The organism is Pseudarthrobacter sulfonivorans, from assembly GCF_014712225.1.
GTDB classification, from domain to species: Bacteria; Actinomycetota; Actinomycetes; order Actinomycetales; family Micrococcaceae; genus Arthrobacter; species Arthrobacter sulfonivorans.
On sequence record NZ_JACXBW010000014.1, the window covers coordinates 95,374 to 111,786 of the forward strand.

Below are 16,413 nucleotides of genomic sequence, written 5' to 3' on the forward strand. Positions count from 1 at the left end.
GCTAGGCTCAAGGCATGAATGAAGCGGCACAGGTGAAGGACGCGTCGGCCGGACTGGCCCACGCGTCCTTCGCCGAAATCACGGCCAGGCGCCGCGGCCGGTTCAGGCGGTATCTTTACCAGCGTCCGCGCCTCATGGACGCGGTAGTAGTTGCCGGCTACACGGTGCTGGTTGCCCCCACCATGGTGGATGCCATCCTGCAGGGCGCCTGGTTTGCGGCGGCGCTGCTCGCGGCCGTGGCATGTGCACTCTTCCTTCGGCGCTCCTTTCCCGTGGCGCTGGCGGCGTTCGTCGCGGTGATGGAAGTGGCCGTGACCCTCCTCCACCCGTGGGGCTCGAATGTCTCGGCAGGGCTGTGGTTCTCGCTGTACGCGGTGGCGGTGACGCACACGCGCCGGTTCGCGCTGATGGCGATGGCCGCGGCCACTGCGCCGCTGGCCCTGCTGTATCTTCTGGCTGCGGTGAGCCCCATGGAGAGTTCCTTCGTCCACGCTGACGCGGGCAATCCCGGGGACTTCCACCTCCTGACCAGCATCGCCACCGGTGCCACCATCGCCCTGTCCAATGTCATCGCCACCGGGATCGGCATCTCGGTGCGGCAACGCCGCGAACACGAGCAGGAGGTCGGGGCGTGGGCGTCGCGGACGGCCAGCCTGGCCTCCGTCAACGAGCGGAACCGCATCGCCCGCGAAATGCACGACGTCGTGGCGCACTCCCTGACGGTGATGGTCAGCCTTTCGGACGGCGCCGCCGTCGTGGTCCGGAAAAGTCCCGACCGCGCCGCGGAGGTGCTCGGCGAACTGTCGCGGACCGGCCGGACCGCGCTGGCGGACATGCGGCGCGTCCTGGGAGTCCTCCGGGACGACGCGGGGACGGCACCGCGGCAGCCGCTCGCTTCGGGCGACAGCCTGGCCAAACTCCTGGAAGGATTCCGCACCGCGGGCCTGCCGGTGCACTACGCGCACACCGGCCCGGCGCTGCCCAGCGACGCCGCGTTCCAGCTGACCGTGTACCGGATTGTGCAGGAATCACTGACCAATGCGCTCCGGTACGGGCGGTCGCTGGGCCGGGTGGATGTCAGCATTGTCCGGGCCGGTTCCGCGGTCACCATTGAAGTGCTCGACGACGGCGCGGGCGTGGGAGGCCCGGACGCGGCCGACGGCGGCGGGCCGGGTTCCGGGAGTGCCGGCACCGGCCAGGGACTTGCGGGAATGGCGGAGCGCGCACGCATATATGCCGGGTCCGTGGAGGCGGGGCGGAGCGGCCGAGGCTGGCTGGTCCGGGCAGTCCTGAGCTGGCCCGGCGATGACCATCCGGATCCTGACCACGTTCCACAACTCCAAGGCAGAGCATGACGCAGACACAACCGATCACCGTCCTGTTGGTGGATGACCAGCCGCTGTTGAGGATGGGGTTCCGCCTGATCCTGGAGGGTGAGGACGACCTCAGTATTGTGGGTGAAGCCTCCGACGGCGCCGAAGCGGTGCGGCAGGTCCGGGAGCTGAAGCCCGACGTCGTGTTGATGGACGTCCGGATGCCCGTACTGGACGGCATCGAGGCAACCCGTGCCATCACCGGCGCCAATGCGGCGGCGCGGGTCATCATCCTCACCACCTTCGACGTGGACGAATACGCGTTCGCGGGCCTCCAGGCGGGGGCCTCCGCGTTCCTGCTCAAGGACGTGGCACCGTCGGAACTCATCCACGCCGTTCGGGTGGTGGCCAGCGGCGACGCCGTGGTGGCCCCGCGCGTCACCCAGCGGCTGCTCGAAACATACGTCCGCGGTGCTGCCCGGCCGGCATCCTCGACCCAGCGCGACCCTCTGCTGGAGGACCTGACGCCCCGCGAAACCGAGATGCTCGAAGCCATGGCCGAGGGCCTGTCCAACGCCGAGATCGCGCACCGGTACTTCCTGTCCGAAGCCACCGTGAAGACCCACGTCCGGCGCATCCTCACCAAACTTCACCTGCGCGACCGCGTCCAGGCAGTGGTCTACGCCTACGAAACCGGCCTGGTGGTTCCGAGCAACCCTGATTACTGACGCTGGCGCGGCCGACTGACGCACAGCTTCAGCACAGGAACGCCCTAGCCAGGCGATAGGGGCGGCGGGTTGGATGGAGCCATGAGCAATCACGTTCCGCATCGCGACCACGACCGCGGCCTCGAGTTCGATCTCTCCACCCTCATGAGCCGCCGTTCACTTGGCGTGCTCTTCGGCGCGGGCGGCGCGGCAGCGGCCCTGGCCGCGTGCACCCCGGGTGGATCGGGAAACGGCGGGTCGGGCAGCACAGCCAGCACGTCGACGTCGGCCGCCACCGAAAGTGCCGCTTCATCCGGTGCAGCCAGCACGACGGCGTCGCCCTCCGCCAGCCCGGCGCTCACCCGGGCGATCGCCGAGTGCGGCGTTGAGATTCCGGCGGAGACCGCGGGCCCGTTCCCCGGTGACGGTTCGAACGGACCCAACGTCCTGGCAGCGTCGGGAGTGGTGCGGCAGGACATTACCTCGAGTTTCGGGACCGGCAGCGCGAAGGCCGGCGGTGTGCCGCTGACCTTCACCCTCACCCTGCTGGACAACGCCAACGGCTGCGTTCCCCTTGCCGGGGCCGCAGTCTACGCATGGCATTGCGACCGCGAGGGGAGGTATTCGCTCTACGATCCGGGCCTGGCCAGCGAAAACTACCTCCGCGGCGTCCAGGAAGCCGACGCCAACGGGCAGGTCACGTTCACCTCCATTTTCCCCGGCGCCTATTCCGGCCGCTGGCCGCATATCCATTTCGAGGTGTTCGAATCGATGAGCAACGCCACGGCGGCCGGGCAGGTGCTCGCCGTCTCCCAGGTCGCGCTGACGAAGGCCGCCTGCGACGACGTCTACGCCACTCCGGGCTACGAGGACAGTGTGGCGAACATGAAGCGGACCACCCTGCAGAATGACAATGTCTTCCGGGACGACGGCGGCATCTACCAGCTGGCCACGATGACCGGCTCGGCCGCCACGGGCTACACCGCGGGCCTGAACGTCACGCTGTAGGCGCCGGGCGCGGCTTGAGGCGCAGGGGCCGGCGTTAGACTCGGAACCATGCCTTCACCATCTGCCGCCGCAGACCACATCCAGGACCTTGCCGCGTACGTCAGCGCATCGCCGTCGAGCTTCCACGCCGTCCACGAGGCCGCGCGCCGCCTGGACAAAGCCGGGTTCACTGGCCTGGACGAGCGGGAGCCCTGGTCCGGCGGGGCGGGCTCGTTCTACCTGATCCGCGACGGTGCCCTGATCGCCTGGGTTGTGCCCCACGGCGCGGGACCCACCACCGGGTTCAACATCCTGGGTGCGCACACGGATTCGCCGTCCTTCAAGCTGAAGCCAAAACCCACCACGGGTGCGTTCGGGTGGCTGCAGGCCGGCGTGGAAGTCTATGGCGGTCCGCTCCTGAACTCCTGGCTGGACCGGGAGCTGCAGCTGGCCGGCCGGCTGGTCATGCTGGACGGGACCCAGCACCTCACGGCCACCGGTCCGCTGCTCCGCTTCCCGCAACTTGCCATCCACCTGGACCGTGCCGTGAACGATGGCCTGACCCTGGACAAGCAGCGGCACATGAACCCCGTCTGGGGGCTGGGGAACCCCGCTGACGTGGACCTGCTGGGTGTTTTGGCGTCCCATGTGCCCGCAGGCGTTTCCGTGAACGCGGCGGAGATCGGCGGGTACGACGTCGTCATAGCGGACACGCAGGCACCCGCGGTTTTCGGGGCCAACAGCGAGTTCTTCGCGTCCGGGCGCCTTGACAACCTGTCCGCCACCCATGCGGGGCTGGCGGCGTTGATCGCGCACGCTTCCTTTGCTGCAGAGTCTGACGCCGGTTCCGGTGCAGGTTCTGCTGCGGCGGCGCCGGTCGCAGTACTGGCCGCTTTCGACCACGAGGAAATCGGCTCGAACTCACGGTCGGGAGCCTGCGGTCCCATCCTTGAGGATGTGCTGGTGCGCGTCTCCGACGGACTTGGCGCCACGGTGAGCCAGCGGCGGCAGGCCCTGGCGGCGTCGTTCTGTGTTTCTGCCGACGCGGGGCACGCCGTCCACCCGAACTATGCCGAGCGGCACGATCCGGCCAACCACCCGGTGCTCAACGGCGGGCCGCTGCTGAAGATCAACGCCAACCAGCGCTACGCCACCGATGCGCCCGGCGCGGCTTTGTGGGCGCGGTTGTGTGCTGACTCCGGGGTGCCCTACCAGGAGTTCGTGTCCAACAACGTGATGCCGTGCGGCTCCACGATTGGGCCGCTGACCGCCACCCGTTTGGGAATCCGCACTGTGGACGTGGGTGTTCCACTGCTTTCGATGCACTCGGCGCGGGAGCTGTGCGGTGTGGAGGACCCGCGCCGGCTGGCTGCGGTAACGGAGCTGTTCTTCAGGACGGCCGTGTAGCGCTTCGGGGCACTCCGGGCGGCGTGCGGCCGTCCGCAAAGTTGGTGCGGATACCCACAGCAGTAGCCCGTCCCTCTGGTTGGGGGATGAACGGGATGCATACGGTGGTTTGACACAGATGCCCCTGGAAAGCAGTCCGCGGTTCCGGACTGCTTTGCGGGCGACCAGCAGGTCACCCGGCGACGGGGTATCGGTGACAACTGACTGACGCATCAGGCAGGGCGCCGACCATTGGTGCCTGGCCGGTACGGGGAGTGCAGACCCCTGATCCGGCCGTCGCAGGGTGCGCCGCGACCCTGGAGCCCACAGATGTCCGTGATTATCAAACCTGTACGGTCCACGCCGGCCACTGCCGTCCCGAACGCTGTGCAGATGCGCCCAACAGCAGCGCCAACTTTCACCCGATCACAACGCACTGTAAAGCTCGGCGGCACCGCTGTCGACCTGCTCTCCTTGGACGAGGCACGCACCCTGATTGTGGGGCGCGCCATCACCGGAGGGACCCGGCCCCTCGTTGTTGCCTCCGCTAACCTGGATCACGTCAAGCACTTTGGTCATGGCAGCCGCTGGGCCGGGATGGCGCAGTCCACCCGGGACCTGGAATGGGTGACCTTATTGGACGGCGCACCCTTGGTCACCAGATCGCGCCAGCTCACCGGAGAACAGTGGCCGCGCCTGGCCGGCAGCGACCTCTCGCCGACCCTCCTCCAGGAAGCCCAGGCAAACGGTCTCAGCGTCGGATTCCTGGGCGGCCGGGCTGATACACATGCACTGGTACGCACCAGGCTCGCCGAGGACTACCCCGGCCTGACCATTGCCGGCTTCTGGTCGCCGGAGCGCCCGGAGCTGAGTGATCACGCAGCAGCATCGCGGTTGTCCGCCGAGATCGCGGCCACGGGTGTGGACATGCTCTTCGTCTGCCTGGGCAAGCCGCGCCAGGAATTGTGGATCACGGAATACGGCCGGCAGAGCGGCGCCAAAGTGCTGCTCGCCTTTGGCGCCGTTATCAATTTTTTGGCCGGCACCGTCCGCCGCGCGCCCGAACAGGTCCGGGATGCCGGGCTCGAGTGGGCGTGGCGGCTGGCCCTGGAGCCGCGCAGGCTCGCGTCCCGATACTTGGTAGATGGGCCCCCGGCGTACCTGAAGCTGGGCCGGCACAGTGGCAGCCCCGTGGGTAACCGCAGCTGGTGGGAAGGAGCGGGTAACCTGCAGGACGCGCAGCCCGGGACAGCGGCCAGCGTGTCCGCAGCCAGTGGAGGCAACCGCCTCCAGCCGTGCGGTTTCCAGCCGGTCACCGAGCACACCGACATCGCGGTCCTGGTGGTCACGTACAACAACGAGGACACCCTGCCGGTTCTCCTGGATGACCTGAGGGCGGAAACCGGCAGCCAGTCCATCAAGGTGATTGTGGCGGACAACTCGCCCACACCGCTGACCATGGCTGTCGCGGCCAATGATCCCGACGTCCATGCGTTCCGCACCGGTGGCAATGTGGGATACGCAGCCGCGATCAACATGGCCGTTCAGCGGGCAGGAGCCGCTGCAGCCTACCTGGTCCTCAATCCGGATGTACGGGTGGAGCCCGGTGCCATCAGTGCGCTGCGGGCCAGGATGCTTGCATCCAACGCCGGAGTGGTGGTTCCGTTGCTCCTTGACGACGACGGCTCCGTCTACCCTTCGCTGCGGCGCGAACCGACACTGGTGAGTGCCCTGGGTGATGCGCTCCTGGGCAGCCGTCTCCCCGCCCGTCCCGGGTGGCTCTCTGAAATGGACCGTGACGCCGAGAGCTACCGCCACGCACACAGCGTGGAATGGGCCACCGGAGCAGCGCTTCTGGTCCGCGCGGACACCGTGGCCGCCGTGGGCAACTGGGACGAACAGTTCTTTCTCTATTCGGAGGAGACCGACTTCTTCCGTCGCGTACGGGAAACCGGTGCCACAGCTTGGTTTGAACCCACTGCCATCATGCAGCACAGCCGCGGCGGCTCCGGCACCTCATCGGACCTTGACGCCTTGATGGCGGCCAACCGGGTGCGCTACATCAGGAAACACCGGAACCCTGCTTATGCCGGCGCTTTCCACGCGGCCGTGAGCCTGAGCCTGCTGCTGCGGTCCGGGATCCCCGGGCGCTCCGGAATCCTGGGCAAGGTGGTGTTGCCCCGTCGTTGGGATGAACTGCCCCGCGCCACGGTGTACCAGGACGCCACACCAGAGGAAATGCCTGCTGGTTACGCCGCTTCTCCCACGCCATCCGGCACCGCGGGAGCGGGAGCGCCGTGACAGATGACTCCATCGACCCGCGGTGCCCACATTGATGCGTCTGGGGCACGCCGCCGGGACACTGCCAGCCGGGGCCCCGGTCCGCACAGCGAACGGGGTGAGCATGGTCCTGGCCGACCTCAACCCGGCGACGTCCCGCGAGGGAAAAGTGCCGTTGCTCCTTCGCGTGACGGCCGCTGCCATCTTCATCTTTCCGTCATCCATGGTCATCAAACCCATCGGGGCAGCGGGAACGGTGCCGCTGCTGCTGGCTCTGCTGCTGTTTGTCCTGTGGTTTGGTTCATGTATTTTCGGCCTGCACGATCCGATTCCGTTCCGGCACCCCGGCCGCATGGCGCTGGCCCTGCTGCTCCTGGGTACCTGCATTTCCTACGTCGGTCTCTACTCCGGATGGACCGGGCCGAGCACCGTCGCCGCCAGGGCGTCAGCTGACCGATTCGTCATTCTTCTCTTTGCCAGCGCCGCACTCATTCTTGTGGCGACTGAGACGCTACGCACCATGGCAGATGTCATGATGTTCGTCCGCGCCCTCCTTGCTGGTGGTCTGTTTTGCTGCCTGGTAGCCGCCGCGCAGTTCTTCCTGCAGATCAATCCCATGGAATGGTTCCAAAGCATCATGCCCGGGTTCAGCTACAACGGTGGTGACACCACTTTCCAGAATCGGGGAGCGCTCCTGCGCGTTGCCGGGAGTACCTTTACCCCCATAGAGCTCGCCGTGGTCTGTTCGATGCTCCTGCCCCTCTCCGTCTGGCGGGGCCTCTTCGACACCAAGGGCCGCAAATGGGTGCACTGGGCAGGAACGTTGCTGCTGATCTTCGCGATCGCCGCAACCATTTCCCGTTCCGGGGTCCTCGGAGCCTCCATTGCCCTGGCTGTTTTCGTCCCCTTCCTGCCGGTCGTCGCGCGCAGATGGACAATCGTTGTCCTTCCGGTTGTTGTCGCAGCCCTTTTCATGGGGATTCCAGGGTTGGTGAGCACCATTTTCAGCGCCTTGACGCCCGAAGAGGGCGATCCCTCCATCAGTACCAGGACAAACAACTACCCTCGCGTCGCGGCGATGTTCGAGCAGCGGCCCATCATCGGTGCCGGTCCGGGGAACTACCTGCCGGCGAACGCCCAGCTCATTCTCGATAACCAGTACCTGAACGCCACCGTGACCATGGGGATTGTTGGGCTGGCATGTACTGTGGCCTACTTTGTCATTCCTGGCGTGGCCGCCCTGCTGGCAGCCCGGACGGCCAAGGCCCCGGCCCTTCGCGGCCTGGCCGCCGCCGTTGCGGCCGCCGGCTTCGTGGGCATGGTCTGTTCATTGACGTTCGATTCCCTTTCTTTCCCAATCTTCGCCCTGACCTATCCGCTCTTCATCGGGCTCGGTGGAGCGGCCTGGATCATGACCAAGAATGAAAATGTTCTGACGAATAAAGGAAAAATCTAATGGATCCGATGGCAGTTATCCGGGCAATGTGGCTGCACAAGGTGTTTGTCCTGCCAGTGCTCTTGCTGACCGCTGTTGCGGCGGGATACGTTTTCCAGTTTGGGCCCCGATACTACGAGGCGGACACCAGTTACGCGATCGTCAATCCGCGCCTGCCGTCAGACCGCGAACTGCTTCAGGACGCGAGCCTGGCAAACGTGAATCGCGATAATCCGTTCCTGCGATCTTCCGACCAGGCGCTCATCAGCGAGGTGCTGATTGCACGGCTGACCACCACCGCCGTTGCCGAAGGACTGCAAGCGAAGGGGCTGAGCACCGACTACACCGTCAGCAAAGGTATCAACGGCAATGGATTTGTTGTCGCCATCACGGGCAGCGCGGATTCCGAGGACCTGGCGATCAAGACAGTAGCCGCACTCGGTAATGAACTGGAGAGCAACCTGCGCGATGTCCAGAAAGTCAACAATGCCGACGACAGATTCCTGTTCACAGCCCTCACCGTGACCCCGCTGGCCAAGGCAACGGAACAGTTTTCCAGCAGGCTGCGCTCAGTGGTCATGGTGGTCCTGGGAGGTGCTGTCTTGATGTTCGCAGCTGTTTCCATGGCGAGGTCGGCGGCGTCGATGCGCCGGAACCAGCACCGCAAGAAGAAGCAGCCCACTTCTGGTGGAGATGCCCCGGAAACACCCAACGACGACAAGGAGCGCGGAGGCAGCGCCAAGTGGCATTATGTCGTCCCATCGGCCAAAGAGCCGGGCGCCCTTCCGGCGGCAACCCCCGCAAAGCGTCCCCCCGGGCCGCAACCTAGTACGCGCCGGTCAATCCGGACGTCACCGTCTGAAGAGAGAGGAGACGAAATCCGAAGCGGCGAACGGGTCATGCGGTAACACCTACCGGTCCCGGCGCTGAAATGGATCGTCGCCCATCCACGGGGCATCTTGGCGGCACGGGCACCGGGGAGCGTCAAACAGCGACAGGCACACCAGACAAGGGGCAAAACATGGAACAGGACAAGCCGCAAGCGCGGATTCTCGGACGCAGGAATTTTGTCATGGGGATCGGGGCGGCCTCCCTCGCGGCCGGGACCGCCGGCGCCGTACTCAGCGGCACTGGACAGGCCAGCCGGACAGATGGGGTAGCGGAAAAGGCAGCCTCGGCGCCTGCCATGACGGACCTGCCCCGCATCGCCTGGGAAGGCGGGCCCGAGTACTGGCGACGATTCGGCAAGGCGGCAGCTGCTGGCTGGACCGATCCTGCGTTCTTTCCGGTAGGGGTCTTCTTCGGCAGACCCGCACACGCCAAACACCTCAAATCACTGGGAATCAATGTTTTCCAGGCCGTGGAGCACAACGACCCCCTTTCCGTCGCCACCGCCGAAGGCATGTTCTGCATCCCCCAGGACGAATTCACCGCCGCTGAGATCGGCGAGGATCCTCTGGCGGTCGGGCTCCTTGCCTACGATGAATGCGACATGGGCCTGGGCTGCGGGGGCGCGACCACGCAGGAAAGCCTGGCCAACATGCGTGCCCAGGTGGACAGGCTCAGATCCCGCAACGACGGGAGGTTCATCAATGCCAACTACTCCAAGGGCGTTCTTGAAACGTTTTGGGCCCGTGGCACGATGGGTGATTTCATGTCCGTGGTGGATGCGGCAAGTGTTGACAATTATGCGTATACCTCACCGCATACCGGTGTTGCTGTTGTGGCATCGGCGCATTGGCCGTTAGGGGTTCCTGTGGCACGCTCGGCAACCTACGGCTGGCTGGTTGACCGGATGCGGGCGTTTCAGGCGTCTCCGGGAGTCCAACCCAACTGGATGCTGGTGGAAACGGCCATGCCCTACCTCACTGAAGCGGGCGCCTCGACCATACTGCCGGACCAGATCGAAGGTGCCTGCTGGTCCGCCATCATCCATGAAGCGCGCGGCATTGTGTTTTTCCAGCACAACAACGACGGCATCAATGGGAACTATTCCCTGGTTGAGTCCCCCCTGCCCCGCCAGGAGCTCATCCGAACCGCCATCTCCCGCATTCGCGCGATGGCCCCCGTGCTCAACACCCAGTCCTACGAGTGGGACTTCGGTGCGGATTCAGACACCATGCTGAAGGCGCACGACGGCGCAGCGTATGTCTTCGCCTCCCTCGCCCTCGGAACGGAACCCGGCTCACGGACCTTCACGCTGCCGGCGTCGTTCGCGGCCACGGCTGTTGAAGTGGTGGGCGAACAAAGAAGCATCCCCATCAGCAACTCCACCTTCACCGACGTCTTTCCTTTCGAATACACCCATCACATCTACCGGATTCCAGTCGCCCTGGGTTGAGGCGTTGCCTGGTGGTGGTGGTGCTGGTGCGCCATTCAGGAAGTGCACCGGCGCGAGGACCCTGTCAGGCGGGTGCCTGGAAGGCGTTGAGAACTGACCGGCGGGTTGTCAGGTCGGTTCCGGACTTTGCCGAGACCATGATCGCAAGGTCCTCGGGGGAGACGGCGTCCAGCATGGATCGCAGGGACTGCTCATCCAGCGGGATCTCGTCCGAATGATTGACGCATCGCATCCTTGCGGTGGTGTCCACAGGCGATTCCGCACCGAGTACTTCCCTGACGTAGACGCCGTAGAGAATCATCTCCGAGAAATGGAGTTCCCGGCCCACCGCCGTCTGCCAGCGTAGTCCTGTCACGGACTCCACGCGGGCCAGCATGTCCCGGACGATTGCGGGCGACCACGCGCAGGGCCAGCAGATGTAGTCGGGCAGCAGGCCTGCTGTTAGAGGCGGCAGCCCAAGCATGCGCCTTGCTGCGTGATGCCACACTCGGTGGCGGGGCAACGTGGCATCCACCCCATCCGGAAGTTCGAACAGCTGCAGAACACCGTTCGGAGCAAACGATGCGGCCGTCAGAGACCGGATGAGGAGAACATCGGAGTCCAGGAGCAGAACCACATCAGTAGGCATCGCTGCGGCCGCCGCGAGTTTGACGATCTGTTGCGCAACCCAACCGCGCACCGGCGGGAATGGTCTGCGGGCGTTAACCCACATGTTCATCGCGGGGACCTTCACCATGCTCCGCGGCAGGAAGTCACCTACGTCGCGGATCTTTGTCCTGGCCCCGGCAAGGTCCGCGAAGTGAGTACGGTCAGCCGCCGGGACAATGATGAACTGATCGACATCGGGAGCCGTGAAGTTGAGCACGGAGGTCTGAAGATCCCGGCACAATTCCAGATCGGGCAGGTAGCTCGGGGTGACAATGGAAAGCGTCTGCACAGCAGTCATGGCAGCTGTCCTTTCAGGCGTCAGCCTGGCTGGTAGCCCGGGAGGGGGTGGCCAGCCTCAGGAATTCACGGGCCCTGGAGTCCCACGTATGGTTGGCGGCAAAGGCGCGGCGATCGAGTTCCCCTGCACCGTCGGTCCGGTTCCGGAGTACCTCGACCACAGCCTGCGCGAAGTCCTGCGGGCTGCGGCCGACGGTTACGTGACGGGTCCGGAGCCAACGGACAGCCGGACTGTCGGTTGCCACCACGCCGAGTCCCGCCGCCAGGTATTCCAGCGTTTTCAGCGGAAAACTTGCACGGTTGAAAGTCGAATCCGTGTAGGGAGTGAGACCTGCGCCCAGGGTTGCGAGTTGCCCTGGAAGTTCTTTCGGGTCCAGCGGACCCTGCCACTCCACCGAGTCCATTTCCAGGAAGGCGTCCAAGCGGCGCCCAAAGCCAGGATCGCGGTCGGTACGCGGTCCGATGACCCGGACCTGCACGCCAGCGGCTACAACAGCCTCCAACACGTCCAGATCCAATCTTTCGTTCAGTTGCCCCACAAGTCCGGCCACGTTGTCCCGCACTGGCGGGTCGCCAGCTGCCGGCTGCGGGCACCCGTTCGGGAGTACCACGAACTCGGGGGTACCGACCGGCTGGTGTGGTTGCCTCGAAGGAAGCATCGTTTGAAGATGTTCCACGAGCGAACGGGAGACGGCGGCCACGACGTGGCTGCGCTCCACGTTGAATGCCATGGCGCGTTTCATGGCCCGCCTCGACAACCCCATCAGGCCCGACCCTGCCAGCCAATCATCCGTGACATAGAAGATCCGGCGGCCCGGGACCCGGGCAGGAAACCTCGCCTGTGGGAAGGCCAGCACGACGGCCTCCGGGAGCCAGCCGACAGAGGCAAGTGCGGAGATGACAGCCCGATTGAGGCACACGGCAGTAATGGAGCGGATCCCCGGCCTAGTGACACCCGGCGGAGCGAGGACGCGGAGGCGGAGGACGGAGCCGGTAACCCACTCCGTGGCTGCCACGTTGCCCGCGCCCGTGAGTGTTCTTCGCGCGGCATCGAATATCTGTGCCGGCGAGGCGGCCACGGGAGGGTCAACCCACAGGACTTGCCGGTACTGCGACACCGCCTCGACAAGGCGCCGGTCGGTTCCGGCGACACCGTCCCAGCCCGTTCCAGCAATCCACACCAGTGGAGCCTGTGTGGACCCCGGCACGCCCGTCACCGGGCACTCCGGACAAACTGGGAGTGGATGGCCGCCACGGGCTTGGCATTGAAGTCTTCAGCAGACTCCCGGCCGGTCCAGCGAGCGAGCATCCGCCGGCTCTCATAGTTGGCGAAGCTGGCCGCTGCGCGGCAGTCGGAAGCCAGGGTTGAGGCCGGGTTTCCCCCCTTATGGAGTGCCCGTACATAGATGTCCAGTTGCGTGTCTGCTGCCCGTTCAAGGGTGAAACGATCCCTCGCGAGCGACAGGCTGAAGTTGCTGAGTTCTGCACGCAGGCTGCGTTCCGGCAGGAGTTCCGCGAGGATACCTGTCAGGTGTGCCGCTCCGGCCGGGGCGTCCGTGCCGACACCGTACCAGCCCTGCCACAGGAACTGATCAACCGAGTCGGGAGTCAGAAGCTCCCAGAATCCTTCTTCGCCCTGGACCACCAGGGGCTTGGCGAATGCCATGGCCCGGAGGGCCGATCCGCCCATTCCGAGACAGACGTCGGCGACGTCGTACGCTGCCCGCGGGTCCTGGAGTTCGCCTGTCAGGACAACAACTGAGCGGCCATGGACCCTGTTGGTTTCGGCCGCACAGGCCGCAACTTCATCGTGCGCCGGGCCGTCGCCAGCGATCAGAAGTTGCACATCCTGAGTGCCGGAAAGGGCTGATACCGCCTCTATCGCTGCAAGGATTCCCTCAAGCTTGAGCTGGCGCGCCAGTCGTGACACTACTGCCACGATTTGTGCTTCGGGACGAAGGCCCCACCGCTCCCGGAAACCGGCCTGGTCGAGGCTGAGCCCCGGCCGGTTGCTGGCGACGTCAACGGGTGGCTCCAACAGCGTGACGGAGTCTCTCCCGAACGCCTCCTCGGCTGCCGCTATCTGCCCCGTGCCTACGGCAACCGGCATGTGGGCCGGGATGAAGGGTGCGACCGCCATTGACATGACGGTGGAAACCGCGGCTGTTCCCGGCATCTGGTGGGCCGCAAGGTAGCACTCCAAAGACGGTGGCCACTCGTAGCCGTGCACGACGTCGATGCCGCGCTCCCGCACGAGGCGCCGCAGCGCCCGTATCGCGGCAGGAGAGGGGCGGCGGCGGATTCCAGGGCACTCCACGAACTCCAGTCCAAGCCTGTCGATGTGTTCAACAAGAGGACCCGGCCGGCCGAAGACCACCACTTCGTGTCCGCGTTGCTGAATGGCTCCGGCGATTTCGATGGCGTTCAGCTGGCTGCCTCCCATCTTCAGGTCGTGGGGGTAGACAAGTATTTTCACGGAACAAGCTCCACTTCGGTTGTAGCGGCTGGGGCGCCAAGGGCGCGGAGTGCCTTGAGTGCGTCGCGCCGCAGCCACAGCAGACCTGACGTGACCACGACGGCGGTGCTGCCCCCTGCGACCAGGGCCCAGAACGGAACCGCAATCCAGTGCGCAAAGCCAAGGGACAGTGCACCGACGGGAAGGGCCGCCAGAAGCGGGAGCCAGGTGGCGCGCGCGAAAACTTCGAAACTGACGCCGTTCCGGTGAAGCCGGCGCAGGTAGCAGGGAAGGACGACGAGGCCCGTGACCAGCGCCTGTGCCGCCGCGAGGCCGGCCAGCCCGAACAGGAGCGCCCCGGAGATGAGCGCGGGAATCAGAACCACGAGGCTCCCGGCCTGGATCATGAAGACCGTGCCGGACCTTCCGAGGACCACAAGGAAGTCGTACGCGAGGTCGCAGATGATCTTTACAAAGGCGGCTACTACCAGCCAGGACAGCACGGCGGCCGCGGGAAGCCAGGCAGTCCCGTAGATCAGGTTGATCAGTGGTTCGGAGCTGGCGGCAAGGAAGATCATGGGCGGCAGTGCCGCACAAAGGAGGACCGAGTAGATGGCGCCCAGTGTGCCGTTGAGTCCTGACGGGTCGTGCTGGAGTGCAGAGAACGCTGCTGGTGCCACCCGGCGCAACGGCTGCGCCAGGATGCTCACCGGCCAACTGGAGAGGTTGAAGGCCAGCACGTAGAAACCCAGGCCGGTTGTTCCGAGCAGGATTCCCGCGGTTAGCTGGTCAGCGTAACCGATGGCGAAGAAGATGGTGCTGGTGCCGGCCAGCGGCAGGCCGAACCTCAGGAGCGGCATCAGGTAGTCCCGGTCCAATCCGAACCGGTACGGTAGGGGCGATGCCCGCAAAAACATGACCGCTGCCACCAGGCCGCCGGCAATCCGGCCAACGGCCAGCGCCATGGCCCCGACTCCGGCAAAGGCCAGAGCCAGCGAAACTGCCGCGCCAACCCACACATTGACTTGGTCGATGCCCATCCTCGTCTTCTCGCGGAAGTTGCGCTGAAGCAGGGCTGCCGGCGACGCGACTACGCCGTTGATGAAGACACTGATAATCAGGATGCGGATGACGTCGGTGGCCTCGGGGTCCCCCACGGCGGCGGTGAACACCGGCGCCGCCAGTACCGCCGCCCCGCAGAAAACGGCGCTCCCAACGACGGAGATGGTGTTGACTGTGGGAACGATCTTTGCCGGATTCCCCGGCCATCTGACAATGGCGAGGGACACGCCCAACTCATTGAAGCTCAGTACTGCCATGAGGGCCACGAGAGCCACCGCGAACGTGCCGAAAGACTCAGGCCCCAGGACGCGCGCCAGAACGATGCCGATGCCCAGGGTGCCCACGCGGGACAGCACTGTATTCAGTACGCTCCAGCCGAAGGCTCCCGAAGCCCCCTGGCGCCGCTGAGTATCAGTCATCGCCGGCTCATCGCCGTGCTCAGGGCCCCCGCGACGCGTTCCTGTTGCGCGGCCGTGATGTGCGGAAACAGGGGAAGGGAAAGGATGCGGCCCGCGGCTTCCTCCGTAACAGGGAACGACCCTTCACGCATTCCCGGGCCGGCGTACGCGCCACTGAGGTGCACCGGCACAGGATAGTGGACCCCGGCCTGGATTCCCGCGGCCTGAAGGGCGGCGAGCACGGCATCCCGGTCAGGAACACGAACAACATACAGGTGCCAGACATCCACGTTGCCGGGAGCTTCGCGGGGGAGTTCCACGCCCGGCACGTCAGCGAGCAGATGGCTGTACCGTTCAGCAGCGGCGCGCCGCATCAGGTTCCAGGTCTGAAGTTTTGCGAGTTTCGCGCGAAGGACGACCGCCTGGACGGCGTCCAGGCGGGAGTTGAACCCGACGACGTCGTGCTCGTACTTGCGCAAGCTCCCGTGGGAGCTGAGCGTCCGCACCCGGGTGGCCACGGCGCTGTCATCCGTCACCACCGCACCGGCGTCGCCAGCGGCCCCCAGGTTCTTCCCGGGGTAGAAACTGGTTCCCGCCGCCAGGCCCAGAGTTCCCGCCGAACGGCCGAACCGTGTGGCACCTTGCGACTGCGCGGCGTCTTCGACGATCACGGCTGCGCTGGCCGACGCAATGGGAATGAGCCGCTCCACGAAGGCCGTCTGGCCGAAAAGATGCACCGGCACAATGGCCCGCGTACGCGCCGAGACGGCGGCGGCCACGGCCTCCGGGTCAATCAGCAAATAGTCAGGATCGACGTCAACCGGCACCGGGACGGCTCCGATTCGGCTCGCCGCCTCGGCTGTGGCGATGAAAGTATTTGCCGGAATGATGACCTCGTCGCCGGCCCCGACGCCAGCCGCCCGCAGCGCCAGCTCCAGCGCATCGGTTCCATTGGCCACGCCCACACAGTGGCGGGAGCCCAGGAAGTTGGCATATGCCGTCTCAAACTCTGCCACGGCCGGCCCGCCGATGAAGGCGGCGTGGCGGAAGACCTCCGTGAGCTCTTCCATAATTTCCGCGTTCACGTCGGCCTGCTGGGCCATC

The 16,413-nt window shown here is 65.7% G+C and carries 13 protein-coding genes; 8 read left to right on the plus strand and 5 right to left on the minus strand.

Annotated elements, in window-relative coordinates; all coding sequences use genetic code 11:
* Window positions 1-14 precede the first annotated feature (14 nt).
* From IAQ70_RS17215 to IAQ70_RS17250, 8 genes are all read left to right on the plus strand, one after another.
* Window positions 15-1,355, plus strand: a complete 1,341-nt coding sequence (locus IAQ70_RS17215; RefSeq protein WP_190990543.1) for a sensor histidine kinase — start codon at window positions 15-17, stop codon at window positions 1,353-1,355.
* Window positions 1,352-2,041 (plus strand): response regulator, encoded by a 690-nt coding sequence (locus tag IAQ70_RS17220; protein ID WP_190990544.1) that lies wholly within the window; start codon window positions 1,352-1,354, stop codon window positions 2,039-2,041. Before IAQ70_RS17215 ends, IAQ70_RS17220 begins: the two co-directional genes overlap by 4 nt.
* Window positions 2,042-2,122: 81 nt before the next feature.
* Complete coding sequence (locus IAQ70_RS17225; protein WP_190990545.1) at window positions 2,123-3,028, plus strand: intradiol ring-cleavage dioxygenase; 906 nt, start codon at window positions 2,123-2,125, stop codon at window positions 3,026-3,028.
* A 48-nt stretch (window positions 3,029-3,076) separates the two neighbouring features.
* Window positions 3,077-4,414, plus strand: a complete 1,338-nt coding sequence (locus IAQ70_RS17230) for a M18 family aminopeptidase (RefSeq protein ID WP_190990546.1) — start codon at window positions 3,077-3,079, stop codon at window positions 4,412-4,414.
* Between the two features lie 309 nt (window positions 4,415-4,723).
* A complete protein-coding gene (locus IAQ70_RS17235; RefSeq protein WP_190990547.1) occupies window positions 4,724-6,694 on the plus strand; it encodes a WecB/TagA/CpsF family glycosyltransferase in 1,971 nt (656 codons plus the stop codon).
* A 103-nt stretch (window positions 6,695-6,797) separates the two neighbouring features.
* A complete protein-coding gene (locus IAQ70_RS17240; RefSeq protein WP_190990548.1) occupies window positions 6,798-8,129 on the plus strand; it encodes an O-antigen ligase family protein in 1,332 nt (443 codons plus the stop codon).
* Window positions 8,129-9,016, plus strand: a complete 888-nt coding sequence (locus tag IAQ70_RS17245) for a chain-length determining protein (protein WP_190990549.1) — start codon at window positions 8,129-8,131, stop codon at window positions 9,014-9,016. Before IAQ70_RS17240 ends, IAQ70_RS17245 begins: the two co-directional genes overlap by 1 nt.
* A 113-nt stretch (window positions 9,017-9,129) precedes the next feature.
* Window positions 9,130-10,449 (plus strand): hypothetical protein, encoded by a 1,320-nt coding sequence (locus IAQ70_RS17250; protein ID WP_223860232.1) that lies wholly within the window; start codon window positions 9,130-9,132, stop codon window positions 10,447-10,449.
* A gap of 64 nt (window positions 10,450-10,513) precedes the next feature.
* On the opposite strand, the gene IAQ70_RS17255 is transcribed toward IAQ70_RS17250, so the two are convergent.
* From IAQ70_RS17255 to IAQ70_RS17275, 5 genes are read right to left on the minus strand one after another with little or no spacing between them, the layout of a single operon-like run.
* The gene (locus IAQ70_RS17255) at window positions 10,514-11,395 is read right to left on the minus strand and encodes a DUF6492 family protein (protein WP_190990550.1); all 882 of its coding nucleotides are present in this window, start codon (window positions 11,393-11,395) and stop codon (window positions 10,514-10,516) included.
* A gap of 13 nt (window positions 11,396-11,408) precedes the next feature.
* Window positions 11,409-12,575, minus strand: a complete 1,167-nt coding sequence (locus IAQ70_RS23215; protein WP_190990551.1) for a glycosyltransferase — start codon at window positions 12,573-12,575, stop codon at window positions 11,409-11,411.
* A gap of 32 nt (window positions 12,576-12,607) precedes the next feature.
* The gene (locus IAQ70_RS17265) at window positions 12,608-13,870 is read right to left on the minus strand and encodes a glycosyltransferase (protein WP_190990552.1); all 1,263 of its coding nucleotides are present in this window, start codon (window positions 13,868-13,870) and stop codon (window positions 12,608-12,610) included.
* Window positions 13,867-15,330 (minus strand): oligosaccharide flippase family protein, encoded by a 1,464-nt coding sequence (locus IAQ70_RS17270; RefSeq protein WP_223860233.1) that lies wholly within the window; start codon window positions 15,328-15,330, stop codon window positions 13,867-13,869. The genes IAQ70_RS17265 and IAQ70_RS17270 overlap by 4 nt, the downstream gene beginning before the upstream one ends.
* Entirely contained in the window at window positions 15,327-16,412 is a 1,086-nt protein-coding gene (locus tag IAQ70_RS17275; protein ID WP_223860234.1) for a DegT/DnrJ/EryC1/StrS family aminotransferase, read from the minus strand. The genes IAQ70_RS17270 and IAQ70_RS17275 overlap by 4 nt, the downstream gene beginning before the upstream one ends.
* Window position 16,413 lies beyond the last annotated feature (1 nt).